This window comes from Pseudomonas helleri (assembly GCF_001043025.1).
Taxonomy (GTDB): domain Bacteria; phylum Pseudomonadota; class Gammaproteobacteria; order Pseudomonadales; family Pseudomonadaceae; genus Aquipseudomonas; species Aquipseudomonas helleri.
In genome coordinates this window covers 79,648-96,306 of the sequence record NZ_JYLD01000014.1, presented here as the reverse complement: position 1 = coordinate 96,306, position 16,659 = coordinate 79,648, and the positions used below count along the sequence as shown (strand labels likewise).

Below are 16,659 nucleotides of genomic sequence, written 5' to 3'. Positions count from 1 at the left end.
GGCTGCACCGAGGGCAAGTTTTAACTAACGATAATTATTCGCGATTGTGTCAGAGGGGAACGGGCGGCGCAATTGACGCTCATCGGCTAACCGTAGGAGCGAGCTTGCCTCGCGATCTTTTAAATGTTCAAAAGATCGCGAGACAAGCTCGCTCCTACAGAGGGATGGGGGCGCTCTTAAAAGCTGTGAATGATCTTGCGCCGTTGCCACTGGTTGAGGCGCTGTTGCAGGGCCTGGGGGCTGTCGATGCCTTGGGCGCGGGCGCGGCTGAACAGGATGAGCGTCAGCTCCGCCGTGGCCAGGGCGTCGGCGCTGGCGTTGTGGCGGTCTTCGACATACAGGTTGAAGTGCTTGATCCAGTGATCCAGCCCGGCCTCGCGGCCCTGATGCTGCGTGCAGAGCATGGGCGCCAGGGCTGCCACGTCCATAAAGGCATGTTGCAAGCGGTAACCCAGGCTGTCTTTGAGCGCACGGGTGAGCATGTGCTGGTCGAACGGGGCGTGAAAGGCCAGCAGCGGGCTGTCACCGACAAACGCCATAAAGTCCAGCAGGGCGTCGGCCGGGTCGCTGCCGGCAGCAATCGCACTGGGCCCCAAGCCATGCAGCAAGACGCTGGGGCTCAGCGGGTTGTCAGTGCGCAACATGGTCCGTTCAAAGGTTTGGCTGAAGTCTATGGCGCCGTCTTCAATGACCATCGCGCCAATCGATAACACTTGGTCGCGATTGAGGTTCAGGCCGCTGGTTTCCAGGTCAACCACCACCCAGCGCTGGGCGCGCAGCGCGTGATCGCCCAGGCCGGCAGACTCGGGCAGGCGCAACAGGCGTTGCTGCTGGGCAAGGCTTAGGATCGGGGCTTTACGCGGCAGCAGCCAGGAAAACAGCTTCATAGCTGATACCGCAGGGCCAGGCTGCTTTGCAGGCGCTGCGCCTGACGCAGGGCTTCACGCAGGATGCGCCGATCCAGTTGGTTCAACTGGTCGGGGTCGACTCGGTTGGAGTACGGGCGGTTTTGCCGGGTCTGCAACTGATGCTGTTGCATGCGGGTCTGCTGAATAAAGTGATACGCCTCTTCGTAGGCCGCGCCGTCCAGCGGCTCGATCACGCCCAGGGTGGTGAGCTGGCGCAGGCGTTCAAGGGTGTTGATGGCCTCTACACCATGGGCCAGCGCCAACAGGCGGGCACCGTCAACGAACGGGCCGAGGCCCTGCACCTTGAGGTCGAGGGTGGCTTTGTCGCCGCCTTTGCGCTCCAGCACAAACTCGCGAAAACGGCCCACGGGCGGGCGATGGCGCAGGGCGTTGTCGGCCATCATGCGCTGGAACAAGCGGTTGTCGGCGACTTGCGTGAGGATCGTGCGGCGCAGGTGCTGGCAACCCTGTTCGTCGCCCCACACGGCGCGCAGGTCGAAGTAGATGCTGGAGGCCAACAGGTTTTGCGGGGTGGCCTCGCGAATAAATGCGCTGAAGCGCCGGGCCCATTCGGCGCGGGACAAACACAGCTCGGGGTTGCCGGCCATGATGTTGCCTTTGCACAGGGTGAAGCCGCAGGCCGCCAGGTGCTGGTTGATCTGCTGCGCGATGGGCAGCAGACGCTGGCGGATATCGGCGGCTTGGGCGGCGTCTTTGGCCTCGAACAAGATGCCGTTGTCCTGGTCGGTGTGCAGGGTTTGCTCGCGTCGGCCTTCGCTGCCGAAACACAGCCAGGTGAACGGCACGCCGGGGTCGCCACGCTCGGCCAGTACCAGCTCAATCACGCGGCACACGGTGTGGTCGTTGAGCAGGGTGATGATGTGGGTGATTTGGGTGGATGAAGCGCCGTGGGCCAGCATGCGCTCTACCAACTGGCTGATTTCGCCGCGCAGGTTGATCAGGGTGTCCAGCCGTGGCGCATGGCGGATGGTGCGGGCCAGGTGCACCAGATCGACCCGTTGCAGCGAGAACAAGTCGCGCTCGGAGACCACGCCGCACAGGCGCTGTTCCTTGACCAGACACACGTGGGCGATGTGCCGTTCGGTCATGGCAATGGCGGCGTCGAAGGCACTGTGATCGGGTGACAGGTAAAACGGCCCGGCGGTCATGTGCGCGTCGATGGCCTGATCAAAATCTTCAATGCCGTTGGCCACCACCTGACGCAAATCGCGCAGGGTGAAAATGCCCAGCGGCGCCTTGTGTTCGTTAACGATCACGATGCTGCCCACTTGTTGCTCATGCATCAGGCGCACGGCTTCGCGCAGGGCGGTCTGCGGGCTACAGGTGACCGGGTGGCGCATGGCCAATTCGCCCAGGCGGGTGTTGAGCGAGTATTGGGTGCCGAGGGTTTCGACTGCTTTTTGCTGCACTTGCCGGTTGACCTTGTCGAGCAGGCTGCTGACCCCGCGCAAGGCGAAATCGCGGAACTCTTCGGACAGGGCAAACACTTTGATAAACGCGGCTTTGTTCAGTTGCAGGCAGAAGGTGTCTTCAGCGGCCAAGTGTTCTGTGCGAGTGGCCCGTTCACCCAGCAGGGCGGCGAGAGGGAAACACTCGCCAGCGGTGATTTCAAAGGTGGTTTCGACCACGCTGGCGCCCTGGTGCGTGCGCTCGCCGATGACGCGGCCTTGTTTGACGATATAGAAATGCTCGACCGGGCCGTCTTCGGGCCGAATGATGCTGTCACCGGGACCATAGAAACGCAGTTGGCACTGTTCAACCAGGAAGGCCAGGTGAGTGTTTTCCATTTGGTTAAAGGGCGGGAACCGCTGCAAGAACTGCATGGTGCCGTGGATGTTTTGCAACACCGCCGTTCGACCTGCCTGGAGAAACGCATCCGATTTGCTCATTACCGATACCGCATGATTAGCCGTTGTTGTTATCACGGGGCGTGGCCCCTGCTGGCCTTCATGCTCGGTTGTCTGCACGCGGGTGCCCATTGGACGTAAGTCTAGGAAACCTGTCTGGTGGCTGTGTTTTTCGACAACGTGCGGGCTTTTTACATTTTTCAGACCGGCCCTACTTGGAAATAGGCTTAGCTAGGTGCACATTGATCGCATTGCGGGATAACTGACTGAACCGCTTGGTTTTTAACCGGGGGCAGTTTTTGAGACGGGTATGAGCGAACACGACATTCTGACCGACGCCGAACGTGAACTCTTGAGCGAGGTGATGCAAGCCCCTGCTCCGGCAGAGCAGTGCGTGTTGATCGTCGAAGATGACCCGCTTGCCCGCGAGTTGCTGGCAGAGCTGCTGTCGCTGCACGGGATTGACTGCGCGACCGCCAGCAATGGCACGCAGGCGCTGGCGCTGCTGGATTCAGCCTTGCCGATTGGCCTGATGCTGACCGATTTGCGCATGGAGCCCCACGACGGTTTGCACCTGATCCGCCAGGTACGCGAGTCGGAACGCGCTGAGCTGCCGATCATCATCATGTCGGGGGATGCAGAGGTACGGGACGCGATTGAAGCGATGCACTTGAACGTGCTGGACTTTCTGCTCAAGCCCATCGACCCGCCCAAGCTGCTGGATTTGATCAAAAAAGAACTGAATCTGTAGGAGCGAGCTTGCCTCGCGATCTTTTGATCTTCTAAAAGATCGCGAGGCAAGCTCGCTCCTACAGGGGGGTACGAGGTTTTACAGGCCGTTTTTAGCCTTGAACTCACGACGACGACGGTGCAACACCGGCTCGGTGTAGCCGTTTGGCTGTTTAGTGCCTTCGATCACCAACTCGACCGCCGCCTGGAAGGCGATGTTGCTGTCGAAGTTCGGTGCCAATGGACGGTACAGCGCGTCGTTGGCGTTCTGGCGGTCAACCACCGGGGCCATGCGCTTGAGGCTTTCAAGCACTTGGGTCTCGCTGACGATGCCGTGACGCAGCCAGTTGGCGATGTGCTGGCTGGAAATACGCAGCGTCGCACGGTCTTCCATCAGGCCGACGTCATGAATGTCCGGCACTTTCGAACAGCCCACGCCCTGATCGATCCAGCGCACCACGTAACCCAGAATGCCTTGTGAGTTGTTATCCAGTTCGTTCTGGATCTGCTCAGGCGTCCACTGCGGGTTCACGGCCAGCGGGATGGTCAGGATGTCGTCCACCGAGGCCGGGGCGCGCTTGGCCAGTTCGGCCTGACGCGCGAACACGTCGACCTTGTGGTAATGCAGCGCGTGCAAGGCAGCGGCGGTCGGCGATGGCACCCAAGCGGTGTTGGCCCCGGCCAGCGGGTGAGCTATTTTCTGTTCCAGCATCGCCGCCATCAGGTCGGGCATTGCCCACATGCCTTTGCCGATTTGCGCACGGCCTTGCAGGCCGGTGCTCAAACCCACGTCGACGTTGTTGTTTTCGTAGGCCGAAATCCACTTCTCGGCTTTCATGTCAGCCTTGCGCACCATCGGCCCGGCTTCCATGGAGGTGTGGATCTCGTCGCCGGTACGGTCCAGGAAGCCGGTGTTGATGAACACCACGCGCTCGCTGGCGGCTTTAATGCACGCCTTGAGGTTGACGGTGGTGCGGCGCTCTTCGTCCATGATCCCGACTTTGAGCGTGTTGCGTGGCAGCTTGAGCACGTCTTCGATGCGCCCGAACAGCTCGTTGGTGAAGGCGGCTTCGTCAGGCCCGTGCATTTTCGGTTTGACGATGTACACCGAACCGGTGCGGCTGTTTTTGCGCGAGGCCTGGCCGTTGAGGCTGTGGATGGCCGCCAGGCTAGTCAGCAGGCCGTCGAGGATGCCTTCAGGGACTTCGTTGCCGTCCTTGTCGAGGATCGCGTCGATGGTCATCAGGTGGCCCACGTTACGCACGAACAACAGCGAACGGCCATGCAGGCTGACGGTGCCGCCATTGGGCGCGGTGTACTCGCGGTCCGGGTTCATGGTGCGGGTGAAGGTTTCGCCGCCCTTGGTCACTTGCTCGCTCAGGTTGCCCTTCATCAGGCCGAGCCAGTTGCGGTAGATCACCACTTTGTCATCGGCGTCGACCGCGGCAACCGAGTCTTCGCAGTCCATGATGGTGGTCAGCGCAGCTTCCATCAGCACGTCTTTGACGCCTGCCGCATCGGTTTTACCGACCGGGCTGGTGGCGTCGATCTGGATCTCGAAGTGCAGGCCGTTGTGTTTGAGCAGCACAGCGGTCGGTGCCGCGGCCGAGCCGTGGTAGCCGATCAGTTGCGCGGTGTCGCGCAGGCCGCTGCTGGCGCCGTCTTTGAGGGTGACCTGCAAGGCGCCGTCAACGATGGCGTAAGCCGTGGTGTCAACGTGCGAACCGCTGGCCAGCGGCGCGGCTTCGTCAAGAAAGGCGCGGGCGAAGGCAATGACCTTGTCGCCACGGACCTTGTTGTAGCCTTTGCCCTTTTCGGCGCCATCGGCTTCGCTGATGGCATCGGTGCCGTACAACGCGTCGTACAGCGAACCCCAGCGGGCGTTCGAGGCGTTGAGGGCAAAGCGCGCATTCATCACCGGCACCACCAACTGTGGGCCAGCCATGCGGGCGATTTCGTCATCGACGTTTTGCGTCGTTGCCTGGAAATCTGCGGCTTCTGGCTGCAGATACCCAATGTCTTGTAGGAAGGCTTTGTAAGCCACGGCGTCATGGGCCTTACCGGCCTGCGCCTGGTGCCAGGCGTCGATGCGCGCCTGCAAATCATCGCGTTTGGCGAGCAGTGCTTTGTTCTTGGGGGCCAGGTCATGAATGACCTTATCGGCACCGGCCCAGAACTGGTCGGCGTTGAGGCCGGTACCGGGGATGGCTTCGTTGTTGACGAAGTCGAACAGGACTTTGGCGACCTGCAGGCCACCGACGTGAACGTGTTCAGTCATTGCTTGCCTCACTCATTTTTATTTAAAGCCTGGAGCGCTTCTCAAAACACCGCCGCAGCGGGGTCATACGGGGTAAAGCAGACGCATTGACCGACCTTGTTGCCAATTATGTAGTGGTCGCCGAGGCATACTACATGATCATTTGCCGATGTGAAAATCAGACTAACTACGTCGTTCTGCGACTTTTATTAAGCTATCGGTCACGTAGAAGAACAGGATGTTCTCAAGAAAAGTGCAGGTTGTTCCAGATAATTCTAAAAACAGTACACAATTTTATAAGCAGGCCCATAAAAACCCCGTGGGAGCGGGCGTGCTCCCACGGGGTTCAGGTCAGGCTTTTTTGCGCAGGCTCAGCCAGGCGTCAATGCTGTACACCACAAGGCCCGCCCAAATGAACATAAAGGCGATCAGGGTGCTCTCGGACAAGTGTTCGCCAAACACCCACACGGCAAGAATCAGCACCAGGGTGGGCGCGACGTACTGCATAAAGCCGATGGTGGTGTAGGGCAGGTGGCGCGTGGCCGCGTTGAAGCACACCAGCGGGATTAATGTGGCCGGGCCTGCGGCCACCAGCAACCAGGCTTGTGAGGTGGCCCAGAAATCGGCGTGGGCACTGTTGGCCTCGGGGTGCATCAGCAGCCAGCCGATGGCGATGGGCACCAGAATCCAGGTTTCGACCACCAGCCCCGGCAAGGCCTTGACCGGCGCCTGCTTGCGGATCAGCCCGTAAAAGCCAAAGGTCAGCGCCAGCACCAGCGACACCCACGGCAGGCTGCCGGCTTGCCACACTTGCTCGGCCACACCGATGGCGGCCAGGCCCACGGCAATCCATTGCAGGCGGCGCAGGCGCTCACCCAGCAGCAACATCCCGAGCAGCACGTTGACCAGCGGGTTGATGTAGTAACCCAGGCTGGCTTCGAGCATGCGGTCGTTGTTCACCGCCCACACATAGGTCAGCCAGTTGATGGCGATCAACAGGCCGCTGCCGCTGAGCACGGCGAGGCGTTTGGGGTTGTCGCGCAGCTCTTGCCACCAGCCGGGGTGCTTCCATACCAGCAACAGCAGCGAGCCAAACAGCGCTGACCAGAGCACGCGGCTGACGATGATTTCGGCGGCGGGCACGCTTTCCAGCAGTTTGAAATAGAGTGGGAACAGGCCCCAGATGATATAGGCGCTGAGGCCCAGAATGTACCCGCGACGCGGGTTGGCGGCTTGCATGCAGGATCCTTGGTTAAGCAAATGACGGATGCTATAGGAGCGAGCTTGCCTCGCGATCTTTTGATCTTTTAAAAAGATCGCGAGGCAAGCTCGCTCCTACAAAGGGCACCCATTTAAAACAGTTTCAGCGGCTCTTCATTGAGCGCCGAGAGTTGTTCGCGCAACGCCAGCACCTGGTCGCCCCAATACCGCTCGCTGCCAAACCACGGAAAGCTGTGCGGGAACGCCGGGTCGTCCCAGCGGCGGGCCAGCCAGGCACTGTAGTGCATCAGGCGCAAGGCGCGAAGGGGTTCGATCAGGGCCAGTTCACGGGGGTTGAAGTCGTGGAACTCGCTGTAGCCATCCATCAGTTCGGACAGTTGGCCGAGGCATTCCTGGCGATCACCGGCCAGCATCATCCACAGGTCTTGCACCGCCGGGCCCATGCGGCAGTCGTCGAGGTCGACAATATGAAACACCTCGTCGCGGCACATCATGTTGCCGGGGTGGCAGTCGCCGTGCATGCGAATGTTGCTGTGCGGGGTGGCGGCGTACACGTCTTCGACACGCTTGAGCAGATCGCGGGCCACCGACTCGTAAGCCGGTAACAGGCTACGCGGGATGAAATTGCCTTCGAGCAAGGTGGTCAGCGAGTCATGGCCAAAATTCTTCACGCCCAGGGCTTCGCGGTGTTCAAAGGGCTTGGTGGCACCCACCGCATGCAGGCGCCCAAGCAGTTGGCCGAGGCGGTACAGCTGGTCAAGGTTGCCCGGCTCGGGGGCACGGCCACCGCGTCGCGGGAACAAGGTAAAGCGAAAGCCCTGGTGTTCGAACAGGCTTTGGCCGTTATGAATGATCGGCGCCACCACCGGCACTTCGCAGTCGGCCAGTTCGAAGGTAAAGCGGTGTTCTTCGAGGATCGCTTCGTTGGTCCAGCGCTGCGGGCGGTAGAACTTCGCGATCAGCGGCTCCGAGCCTTCGATACCGACCTGGTACACGCGGTTTTCGTAACTGTTGAGGGCGAGCACGCGGGCGTCGCTGAGGAAACCGATGCTTTCGACGGCGTCGAGCACCAGATCAGGGGTAAGTGTTGCGAACGGATGAGACATGCTGACTCCTGCGCGCAGCAGGCTGCCGCGTCCGGCCAAGCATGTTAACGCAGACTGACCCCTGTAGGAGCGAGCTTGCCTCGCGATCTTTTAAAAGATCAAAAGATCGCGAGCAGCAAGGGTCCATCGCTATGCGCCGACGATCCCGCCGTCTTCGCGGCTGATGGCCATGACCGAGGAGCGCGGTTTGCCGTTGGGCAGATGCTCGGGGAAGGTCGAGCCGCCGTTTTCGCCAGGGTGCTGGATACCGACGAACAGGGTTTTTTGATCCGGCGAGAAGCTGATGCCGGTCACTTCACAGCCCACCGGGCCGACCATGAAACGACGGATTTCACCGCTGTCGGGGTCGGCGCAGAGCATTTGGTTATTGCCCATGCCGGCGAAGTCGCCTTTGTTGCTGTAGTCGCCGTCGGTCAGGATCCACAGGCGCCCGGCGTCGTCAAAACCCAGGCCGTCGGGGCTGTTGAACATGTTCTGCGGGGTGATGTTGGCTGAACCCCCTTTGGGCTGTTTTGGGTGCACCACCGGGTTGCCCGCGACCACAAACAGGTCCCAGTCGAAGCTGTCGGCACCGTGGTCATCGTTGTGGGCTTTCCAGCGCAGGATCTGCCCGTAAACGTTCTTTTCACGGGGGTTGGGGCCGCCGACGGGTTGGCCGTCTTCGCCGCGTTTGGCGTTGTTGGTCAGGGTGCAATACACCTGGCCGTCTTTGGGGCTGACCACGATCCACTCCGGGCGGTCCATGCGCGTGGCGTTGACCACGCTGCCCGCGAGCCGGGCGTGGATCAGCACTTCGGCCTGGTTGGCGAAACCCTGGCTGGCGTCGATGCCGTTTTGGCCGTGGCGCAGTGCGATCCACTGGCCTTGGCCTTTGGGGTGATCGGGGTGCTTGTCACCCGCATCAAAGCGCGCCACATACAGCGTGCCGTGGTCCAGCAGGTCGCGGTTGGCCTTGGGGTTTTGGGTATCGATGCGGTCGCGGCTAATGAATTTGTAGATGAACTCACCGCGTTCGTCGTCGCCCATGTACACCACGGCGCGGCCATCACGGGTCTGTGCCAATGCGGCGTTTTCGTGTTTGAAGCGGCCCAGCGCGGTGCGTTTGACCGGCAACGATTTCGGGTCGAACGGGTCGATTTCGACCACCCAGCCATGGCGGTTGAGCTCGTTGGGGTTAGTCGCCAGGTCGAAGCGCGGGTCGTGCAGGTGCCAGTTGATTTCGCGGCTGGCGAGTGTGGCGCCGTAGCGCTTTTGCGCGGCGTCGAAGGTCTGCTGGGGGTCTGAGCTGCCAAAGCAGTCGGTGAAGTTTTCTTCGCAGGTGAGGTAGGTGCCCCACGGTGTTTTGCCGTTGGCGCAGTTCTGGAAGGTGCCCAGTACCCGGGCGCCATTGATGTCGGCCTGGGTGCGCAACAAGGCGTGCCCTTCGGCCGGGCCGCTGAGGCGGATCGGCGTGTTGCCGTGGATGCGCCGGTTAAAGGGCGAGTCCTGGACGAACTGCCAGCCGTCGCCTTTGCGCTGCACTTCAATGACCGACACGCCTTCGCTGGCCTGGGCTTTGTGCACCTCTTCGGCCGATGTCGGCAAGCCGCCGTGGGGGTACAGGTAGCGGTAATTGGTGTATTCGTTGTTGATCGCCAGCAGGGCGCGGTTGGGGTCGTCGGGGAAGGCGAACAGGCTCATGCCGTCGTTGTTGTCGCCAAACTGCACCTCCTGAGCGTCGGCGCTGCCATTGCCGCTGGGGTCAAAGGCCGGGCCGTTGGTGTGCAGGGGCTGGCCCCAACTGATCAACACCGAGGCGCGGTAGCCGGGTGGCAGGCTGAGGCTGTCGCTGGTGGCGGCATTGATGCTGGCAAAGCCCAGCAAGGGGCTTGCGGCCGAGCTGACCCCGGCGGCCAGTGCGCTGCGGCTGAGCAGGTTGCCGCCCAGAAACATCGCCGCGCCGCATAGGGCGCCTGCGCTGATAAACCCGCGTCGACTCAAGCCGACAATGCGCTCAAGGTCGGTGGGGTGTTGATCATCCAGGAGGTTCATAGTGCGCAGGCCTTTTAAGGTTTTTGCGCAACCTTAAGCAGCGGTTATGACAGTGGTGTTGCAGAAAACGTGTGGGAGCGGGCTTGCTCGCGATGGCATCGGTGCGGTCAAAGGGTCGACCGAGGTGTCTGCATCGCGAGCAAGCCCGCTCCCACAAGGCCGTTAGAGGGGTGTGCCGAGCAACACCAGAGTCGGTGAAAACTGCACATTGACCTCGCTGCCCACAGCCAACTGGAGTGTTTCGAGGTGTTGCGGTTCGCTCAAGGCGCACAAGGTTTGGCCGCTGGGCAGGCTGATGCGCACTTCGCTGGGGCTGTCGTCGGCGTCGAGGATTTGTTCGATGCGCCCGCGCAGCAGGTTGTGCCCGGCCACCAATGGCTGGTCGGGCGCCGTCAGTTGCAGCCAGCCCGCCTTGATCAACGCCACCACCGGGGTGTCGAGGTTCAGTTCCAGGCGCTGGGTGCTGTCATGGGTGATTTGCGCGTGCAGCGTCAGGCCGCCGGGCAGTTGCAGTTCAATCAGGTCGTTGTGGCCATGGCTGTGGATGGCCTTGACGCTGCCGTGCAACTGGTTGCGGGCGCTGGTTCTGAGCATCAAGCGGCCCAGCAGGTCGAGGTCGCTGGCGTCTTCGGCGGCGTCCAGCACTTGGCTTTGCAGGGCTTGCAGGCGTTGATAGAGGCGCATCACCCGTTCCCCGGCCACCGACAGGCGTGCACCGCCGCCGCCTTTGCCGCCCACGCTGCGTTCAACCAGCGGGGTTTGTGCCAGGTTGTTCAGCTCGTCGATGCTGTCCCACGCCGCTTTGTAGCTGATGCCCGCGCTTTTGGCGGCGCGGGTGATCGAGCCTTGCTCGGCGATGTGCTGCAACAAGGCAATGCGCTGCGGGCGGCGGGCGATGTGCTGGGTCAGCAAAGTCGGTAGTTGCATGGGGGCGTCATTCGCAAAGCTGGGTGAGCCCCGGAAAGTGCCTGCTCAGCCCGGTGGCGTCAAGGCGGCGCGTCGGGCCTGGGCGTGCGCGCCAGGCAATACACATCCACCTGCCGCGCGCCGGCCTGACGCAGCAGGCGCGCCAGACTTTGCGCGGTGGCGCCGGTAGTCAGCACGTCGTCCACCAGCGCCAGGTGCAGGCCGCGCACGTCAACCTGCGGGGCCAGGCTGAAGGCGTGGAGCAAGTTGCGCTTGCGGGCCTTGGCATCGAGCGCCTGTTGCGCGGCGGTGTCTTGGTGGCGCAGCAGCCAGTCGTCGTGACACGGGATACCCAAGTTGCGGCTCAGCCACTGGGCGAGCATGGCGGCCTGGTTGTAGCCGCGCTGGCGCAGGCGCTGAGTAGACAGCGGCACCGGCAGTAAACAGTCGGGTTGGGGGTCGCCGGTGTTGAACCGATCACGCAGCGATTGGCCGAGAATATCGGCCAACAAGCGGCCATACGGCCAGCGGCTGTTGTGCTTGAAACGGATGATCAAGCTGTCGACGGGAAAGCCGTATACCCACGGCGCATACACCGATTCGTAGGCCGGCGGGTGCTTGATGCACAGGCCGCAGGTGAGCCCGGCCATCGGCAGCGGCAATGCGCAACGCTCGCAACGGTCACCCAGCCAGGGCAGCTCCAGCTCGCAGGCCGCGCAGAGTGGCAGCGGGGTGTCGGTGCGTTCATCGCACACTAAACACGTTTGGTTAATTAATAACCACTTGTCAACCACGCTAAACAAGCGTGGTTGACAAGTCATGTAGCATCCTCAAACATATCGCGCATCCGTGCCGTGCCTGAGGCGGTTGCTTCAGGTTCAAGTCCCAGCATAAACAAGAGAATCGCCGATGAGCGCCAGCACCCATGCCAACTTGCGACATGATTGGTCTTTAGCCGAAGTTCGAGCGTTGTTTGTCCAGCCGTTCAATGACCTGCTTTTTCAGGCGCAGACCGTGCACCGCGCGCATTTCGACGCCAATCGGGTGCAAGTTTCGACGCTGCTTTCGATCAAAACCGGGGCGTGCCCGGAAGATTGCAAATATTGTCCGCAGTCCGGTCACTACAACACCGGGCTGGAAAAAGAGAAGTTGATGCAGGTGCAGGCGGTGCTTGAAGAGGCGGCGCGGGCCAAAGCCATCGGCTCGACGCGTTTCTGCATGGGCGCCGCCTGGAAGCACCCGTCGGCCAAAGACATGCCCTACGTGCTGGAAATGGTCAAAGGCGTGAAGGCCATGGGCCTGGAAACCTGCATGACCCTGGGCAAGCTTGATCAGGAGCAAACGGCGGCGCTGGCGCACGCGGGGCTGGATTACTACAACCACAACCTCGACACCTCGCCCGACTTCTACACCAGCATCATCACCACCCGTACCTACAGCGAACGCCTGCAAACGTTGAGCTATGTGCGCGATGCGGGGATGAAGATCTGTTCCGGCGGGATTCTGGGCATGGGCGAGTCGCTGGACGACCGCGCCAATCTGTTGATCCAACTGGCCAACCTGCCCGAGCACCCGGAGTCGGTGCCGATCAACATGCTGGTGAAAGTGGCGGGTACGCCGCTGGCCAATGCCGAGGACATCGACCCGTTCGACTTCATCCGCATGCTGGCCGTGGCGCGTATCTTGATGCCACAAAGCCATGTTCGGCTGTCGGCCGGGCGTGAGGCCATGAACGAGCAAATGCAGGCGCTGGCGTTCTTTGCCGGGGCCAACTCGATTTTCTACGGCGACAAATTGCTGACCACCGCCAACCCGCAGGCGGACAAAGACATGCAACTGTTTGCGCGCCTGGGCATCTTGCCCGAAGCCCGCCAGGAACACGCCGATGAAGTGCATCAGGCGGCGATCGAGCAAGCGCTGATCGAGCAAAAATCCAGCGAGCAGTTCTATAACGCTGCGGTGTAAGCCTCTTAACTGTAGGAGCGAGCTTGCCTCGCGATCTTTTAAACGATCAAAAGATCGCGAGGCGAGCTCGCTCCTACAGGTCTTGTGCAATCTATTTCCGAGGCCAGCATGTCTTTTGATTTAAGCGCCCGTCTGGCTGCGCGTCGTGCCGACAATCTTTACCGTCAACGGCCATTGCTTGAGAGCCCGCAAGGGCCGCAGGTGGTGGTCGATGGCCAGCCGCTGTTGGCCTTCTGTAATAACGACTACTTGGGCTTGGCCAATCACCCGCAGGTGATCGAAGCCTGGCAGGCCGGTGCGTCGCGTTGGGGCGTGGGCGGCGGGGCGTCGCATTTGGTCATCGGCCACAGCGGCCCGCATCACGCGCTGGAAGAAGCCCTGGCCGAGTTCACCGGGCGCCCGCGTGCGCTGCTGTTCAGCAATGGCTACATGGCCAATCTGGGGGCGGTCACCGCCTTGGTCGGGCAGGGCGATACGGTGCTCGAAGACCGTCTCAATCACGCCTCGTTGCTGGATGCCGGTTTGCTCAGCGGCGCGCGCTTCAACCGCTATTTGCACAACGACGCGGCCAGCCTGGCCAAGCGTCTGGAGAAAGCCTGCGGCAACACTTTGGTGGTCACCGACGGCGTGTTCAGCATGGACGGCGATGTGGCCGACTTGCCGAGCCTGGCCCGTGAGGCCAAGGCCAAAGGCGCCTGGCTGATGGTCGACGATGCCCACGGCTTTGGCCCGCTGGGTGCGCAGGGCGGCGGGATTGCCGAGCATTTTGGCTTGGGCGTGGACGACGTGCCGGTGCTGGTGGGCACGCTGGGCAAAGCCTTCGGCACCAGCGGTGCGTTTGTGGCGGGCAGCGAAGAGCTGATCGAGAGCTTGATCCAGTTCGCCCGGCCTTATATCTACACCACCAGCCAGCCGCCCGCGCTGGCCTGCGCCACCCTCAAAAGCCTTGAGCTGTTGCGCAGCGAGCACTGGCGTCGTGAGCACCTGAACACCCTGATTAGCCAGTTCCGCAGGGGCGCCGAGCAGATCGGTTTGCAGTTGATGGACAGCTTTACGCCGATCCAGCCGATCGTGATTGGCGACAGTGGCCGGGCGTTGCGTTTGTCAGCGATGTTGCGTGAGCGCGGTTTGCTGGTGACGGCGATCCGCCCGCCGACGGTACCGGCGGGCAGTGCGCGGTTGCGTGTGACCTTGTCGGCGGCCCACACAGAGGCTCAGGTGCAGCTATTGTTAAGCGCACTGGATGACTGTTGGCGAAAGCTGGAGCCCGACCATGCGTGATCGTCTGATTTTGCTGCCCGGCTGGGGCTTGGGGATTTCCCCGCTGGAACCTTTGGCCGCAGCATTACGCGGTCTGGATGAGCATTTGCGAGTCGAGGTCGAACCGCTGCCGGTGCTGGAGTCAGCGCAACTGGACGACTGGCTCGACGAGCTGGACGCCAACCTGCCCGACAACGCCTGGCTGGGCGGCTGGTCTCTGGGCGGGATGCTCGCCAGTGAGTTGGCAGCCCGCCGTGGCGATCGTTGCTGCGGGCTGATCACTTTGGCCAGCAACCCGAGTTTTGTTACCCGTGAGGACTGGCCATCGGCAATGCCCAACGCCACCTTCGAGGCGTTTTTATCAGGCTTCGCTGAAGCGCCGCACAGCACCTTCAAGCGCTTTGCTCTGCTGTGTAGCCAAGGCGCGGCAGACCCGCGCGCCATGACGCAATTGCTCTTGGGCGCAGCCCCCAAAGTGCAGCCGGCACCCTTGTTGGCCGGGCTGGAACTGCTGGGCCAACTGGATGTGCGCCCGGCCCTGCAAGCCTTCAACGGGCCACAACTGCACCTGTTTGCCGGGACCGACGGGCTGGTGCCTGTGGCGGCGGCCGAGGCGTTGCTGGCGCTGTTGCCCGATGTCGAAGTGGGTCTGATTGAACAGGCCTGTCATGCCTTTTTACTGGAAGCGCCCCACGAGCTGGCGGCCGCGATTCAGGCTTTTTTACATGAGCTGGACGATGACTGATCTCAGTGTTGCAACGTGTGCAGGCCACCTGCCGGACAAGCGCCAGGTGGCGGTGTCGTTTTCGCGTGCGGCGGCCAGTTACGACAGCGTGGCCGAGCTGCAACGTGACGTCGGGCATGCGTTGCTGGCGCGTTTACCGGCTGGTCTGGCGCCGCAGCGCTGGCTGGATCTGGGCAGCGGCACGGGCTATTTCAGCCGGGCCCTGGCGCAGCAATTTCCCCACAGTGAAGGGCTGGCGCTGGACATCGCCCAAGGCATGCTGGCGTTCGCCCGGCCCTTGGGCGGCGCCGCGCATTTTATCGCCGGGGATGCTGAAAGCTTGCCGCTGCAAGCCAAAAGTTGCGACCTGATTTTTTCCAGCCTGGCGTTGCAGTGGTGCGGTGATTTTGCGCGGGTGCTCAGCGAAGCCCATCGAGTGCTCAAACCCGGTGGCGTCATGGCCTTTGCCAGCTTGTGCGTGGGCACGTTAAGTGAGCTGCGTGACAGTTGGCGGGCCGTGGACGGGCAAGTCCATGTGAACCGTTTTCGTGAGTTTGCCGCCTATCAGCAGTTGTGCGCTGACAGCTCGATGCGCGTGCTCAACTTGCAGAGTCAGCCCCATGTGCTGCACTACGCGCAGGTGCGTCAACTGACCCATGAATTGAAAGCATTGGGTGCGCATAATCTGAACCCGGGTCGCCCTGAAGGGTTGACCGGCAGAGCGCGGCTGCAGGCTTTGGTTAGCGCTTATGAGCAATTTCGTCAGCCGCAAGGGCTACCGGCAACTTATCAGGTGGTCTACGGCATCCTGGAGAAAACGCGATGAGCCCAGCGTACTTCATTACGGGAACCGACACTGATGTCGGCAAAACCACGATTGCCGCCGGTTTGTTGTATGCCGCGCGCGAAAACGGATTGAGCACCGTGGCTGGCAAGCCGGTGGCCTCGGGCTGTGAGATCACCCCGCAAGGGCTGCGCAATGCCGATGCGCTGGCATTGATGGCCGAGAGTTCTGTGAAATTGACCTATGACGAGGTCAACCCGGTGGCCTTTGAGCCGCCCATCGCCCCGCACATTGCGGCGCGTGAAGCTGGCCAAGTGGTCAGTGTGCAGACCTTGCTGGCGCCCATGCGCCATGTGCTGGCCCAGCAGGCCGACTTCACCTTGATTGAAGGGGCGGGAGGCTGGCGAGTCCCGCTGTCGGGGCAAGACAGTTTGTCGGACCTGGCGCAGGCCCTCGACCTACCGGTGATTCTGGTGGTCGGCGTGCGCCTGGGGTGCATCAGCCATGCCTTGTTGACCGCCGAAGCCATCGCCCGCGACGGCCTGCAACTGGCCGGTTGGGTGGCTAATATCATTGGCCCGAAAACGGCGCGCCTTGAAGAAAATCTCGCCACCCTGGCCGAGCGCCTGCCGGCCCCTTGCCTGGGCCGTGTGCCCAAACTTAAAACGGCCTCGGCGCAAGCGGTGGCTGAGCACTTGCAGTTGGACCTGCTGGACTGAGCCCTAAACTGCGGGCTTGTCTTGCGATTTTTTAAAGATCAAAAGATCGCGAGGCGAGCTCCTACAGGATTCCATGCACTTCCCTTCTCTGTGATCTGTTCGTACCAAGACGAACGGAGGCTTCGCGCTGCTTGACAACAAATGGGCGTAAACGTATGTTTCAAACACCTGTTTGACCGCA

14 protein-coding genes are annotated in these 16,659 nt (G+C 61.8%); 6 read left to right on the top strand and 8 right to left on the bottom strand.

Going from position 1 to position 16,659, the window contains the following annotated elements; genetic code table 11:
• Positions 1–176 precede the first annotated feature (176 nt).
• Positions 177–887: a 3'-5' exonuclease gene (locus TU84_RS20440; protein ID WP_048372304.1), complete on the bottom strand. Its 711-nt coding sequence runs from the start codon at positions 885–887 to the stop codon at positions 177–179.
• Complete coding sequence (locus tag TU84_RS20435) at positions 884–2,818, bottom strand: putative nucleotidyltransferase substrate binding domain-containing protein (protein WP_048372303.1); 1,935 nt, start codon at positions 2,816–2,818, stop codon at positions 884–886. Before TU84_RS20435 ends, TU84_RS20440 begins: the two co-directional genes overlap by 4 nt.
• Before the next feature lie 268 nt (positions 2,819–3,086).
• Between TU84_RS20435 and TU84_RS20430 the strand changes: the two genes are divergently transcribed.
• On the top strand, positions 3,087–3,527 hold the full coding sequence (locus tag TU84_RS20430; protein WP_048372301.1) for a response regulator: 441 nt from the start codon (positions 3,087–3,089) through the stop codon (positions 3,525–3,527).
• 78 nt (positions 3,528–3,605) lie between these two features.
• Here TU84_RS20430 and TU84_RS20425 read toward each other — a convergent pair whose 3' ends face one another.
• From TU84_RS20425 to TU84_RS20400, 6 genes are all read right to left on the bottom strand, one after another.
• A complete protein-coding gene (locus tag TU84_RS20425) occupies positions 3,606–5,783 on the bottom strand; it encodes a malate synthase G (RefSeq protein ID WP_048372299.1) in 2,178 nt (725 codons plus the stop codon).
• A 330-nt stretch (positions 5,784–6,113) separates the two neighbouring features.
• A complete protein-coding gene (gene rarD, locus TU84_RS20420) occupies positions 6,114–7,001 on the bottom strand; it encodes an EamA family transporter RarD (protein WP_048372297.1) in 888 nt (295 codons plus the stop codon).
• Positions 7,002–7,114: 113 nt separating this feature from the next.
• On the bottom strand, positions 7,115–8,089 hold the full coding sequence (locus TU84_RS20415; RefSeq protein WP_048372296.1) for a serine/threonine protein kinase: 975 nt from the start codon (positions 8,087–8,089) through the stop codon (positions 7,115–7,117).
• Positions 8,090–8,218: 129 nt separating this feature from the next.
• Entirely contained in the window at positions 8,219–10,120 is a 1,902-nt protein-coding gene (locus TU84_RS20410) for a PhoX family protein (RefSeq protein ID WP_048372294.1), read from the bottom strand.
• 162 nt (positions 10,121–10,282) lie between these two features.
• Positions 10,283–11,047, bottom strand: coding sequence for a TOBE domain-containing protein (locus tag TU84_RS20405; protein ID WP_048372292.1), 765 nt, complete (start codon positions 11,045–11,047; stop codon positions 10,283–10,285).
• A 59-nt stretch (positions 11,048–11,106) separates the two neighbouring features.
• Positions 11,107–11,847 carry a ComF family protein gene (locus tag TU84_RS20400; RefSeq protein ID WP_048372290.1) on the bottom strand — a complete coding sequence of 247 codons (741 nt, stop codon included), beginning with the start codon at positions 11,845–11,847 and terminating at the stop codon, positions 11,107–11,109.
• Between the two features lie 88 nt (positions 11,848–11,935).
• Between TU84_RS20400 and bioB the strand changes: the two genes are divergently transcribed.
• The 5 genes from bioB to bioD all read left to right on the top strand — a co-directional run bounded on the left by bioB (position 11,936) and on the right by bioD (position 16,478).
• On the top strand, positions 11,936–12,991 hold the full coding sequence (gene bioB / locus TU84_RS20395) for a biotin synthase BioB (RefSeq protein WP_048372289.1): 1,056 nt from the start codon (positions 11,936–11,938) through the stop codon (positions 12,989–12,991).
• Positions 12,992–13,099: 108 nt separating this feature from the next.
• The gene (gene bioF / locus TU84_RS20390) at positions 13,100–14,272 is read left to right on the top strand and encodes an 8-amino-7-oxononanoate synthase (protein WP_048372287.1); all 1,173 of its coding nucleotides are present in this window, start codon (positions 13,100–13,102) and stop codon (positions 14,270–14,272) included.
• A complete protein-coding gene (locus tag TU84_RS20385) occupies positions 14,265–14,996 on the top strand; it encodes an alpha/beta fold hydrolase (protein ID WP_048372286.1) in 732 nt (243 codons plus the stop codon). Before bioF ends, TU84_RS20385 begins: the two co-directional genes overlap by 8 nt.
• Positions 14,989–15,801, top strand: coding sequence for a malonyl-ACP O-methyltransferase BioC (gene bioC, locus TU84_RS20380; protein ID WP_048372284.1), 813 nt, complete (start codon positions 14,989–14,991; stop codon positions 15,799–15,801). Before TU84_RS20385 ends, bioC begins: the two co-directional genes overlap by 8 nt.
• Positions 15,798–16,478, top strand: a complete 681-nt coding sequence (gene bioD / locus TU84_RS20375; RefSeq protein ID WP_048372282.1) for a dethiobiotin synthase — start codon at positions 15,798–15,800, stop codon at positions 16,476–16,478. Before bioC ends, bioD begins: the two co-directional genes overlap by 4 nt.
• Positions 16,479–16,659: the final 181 nt, after the last annotated feature.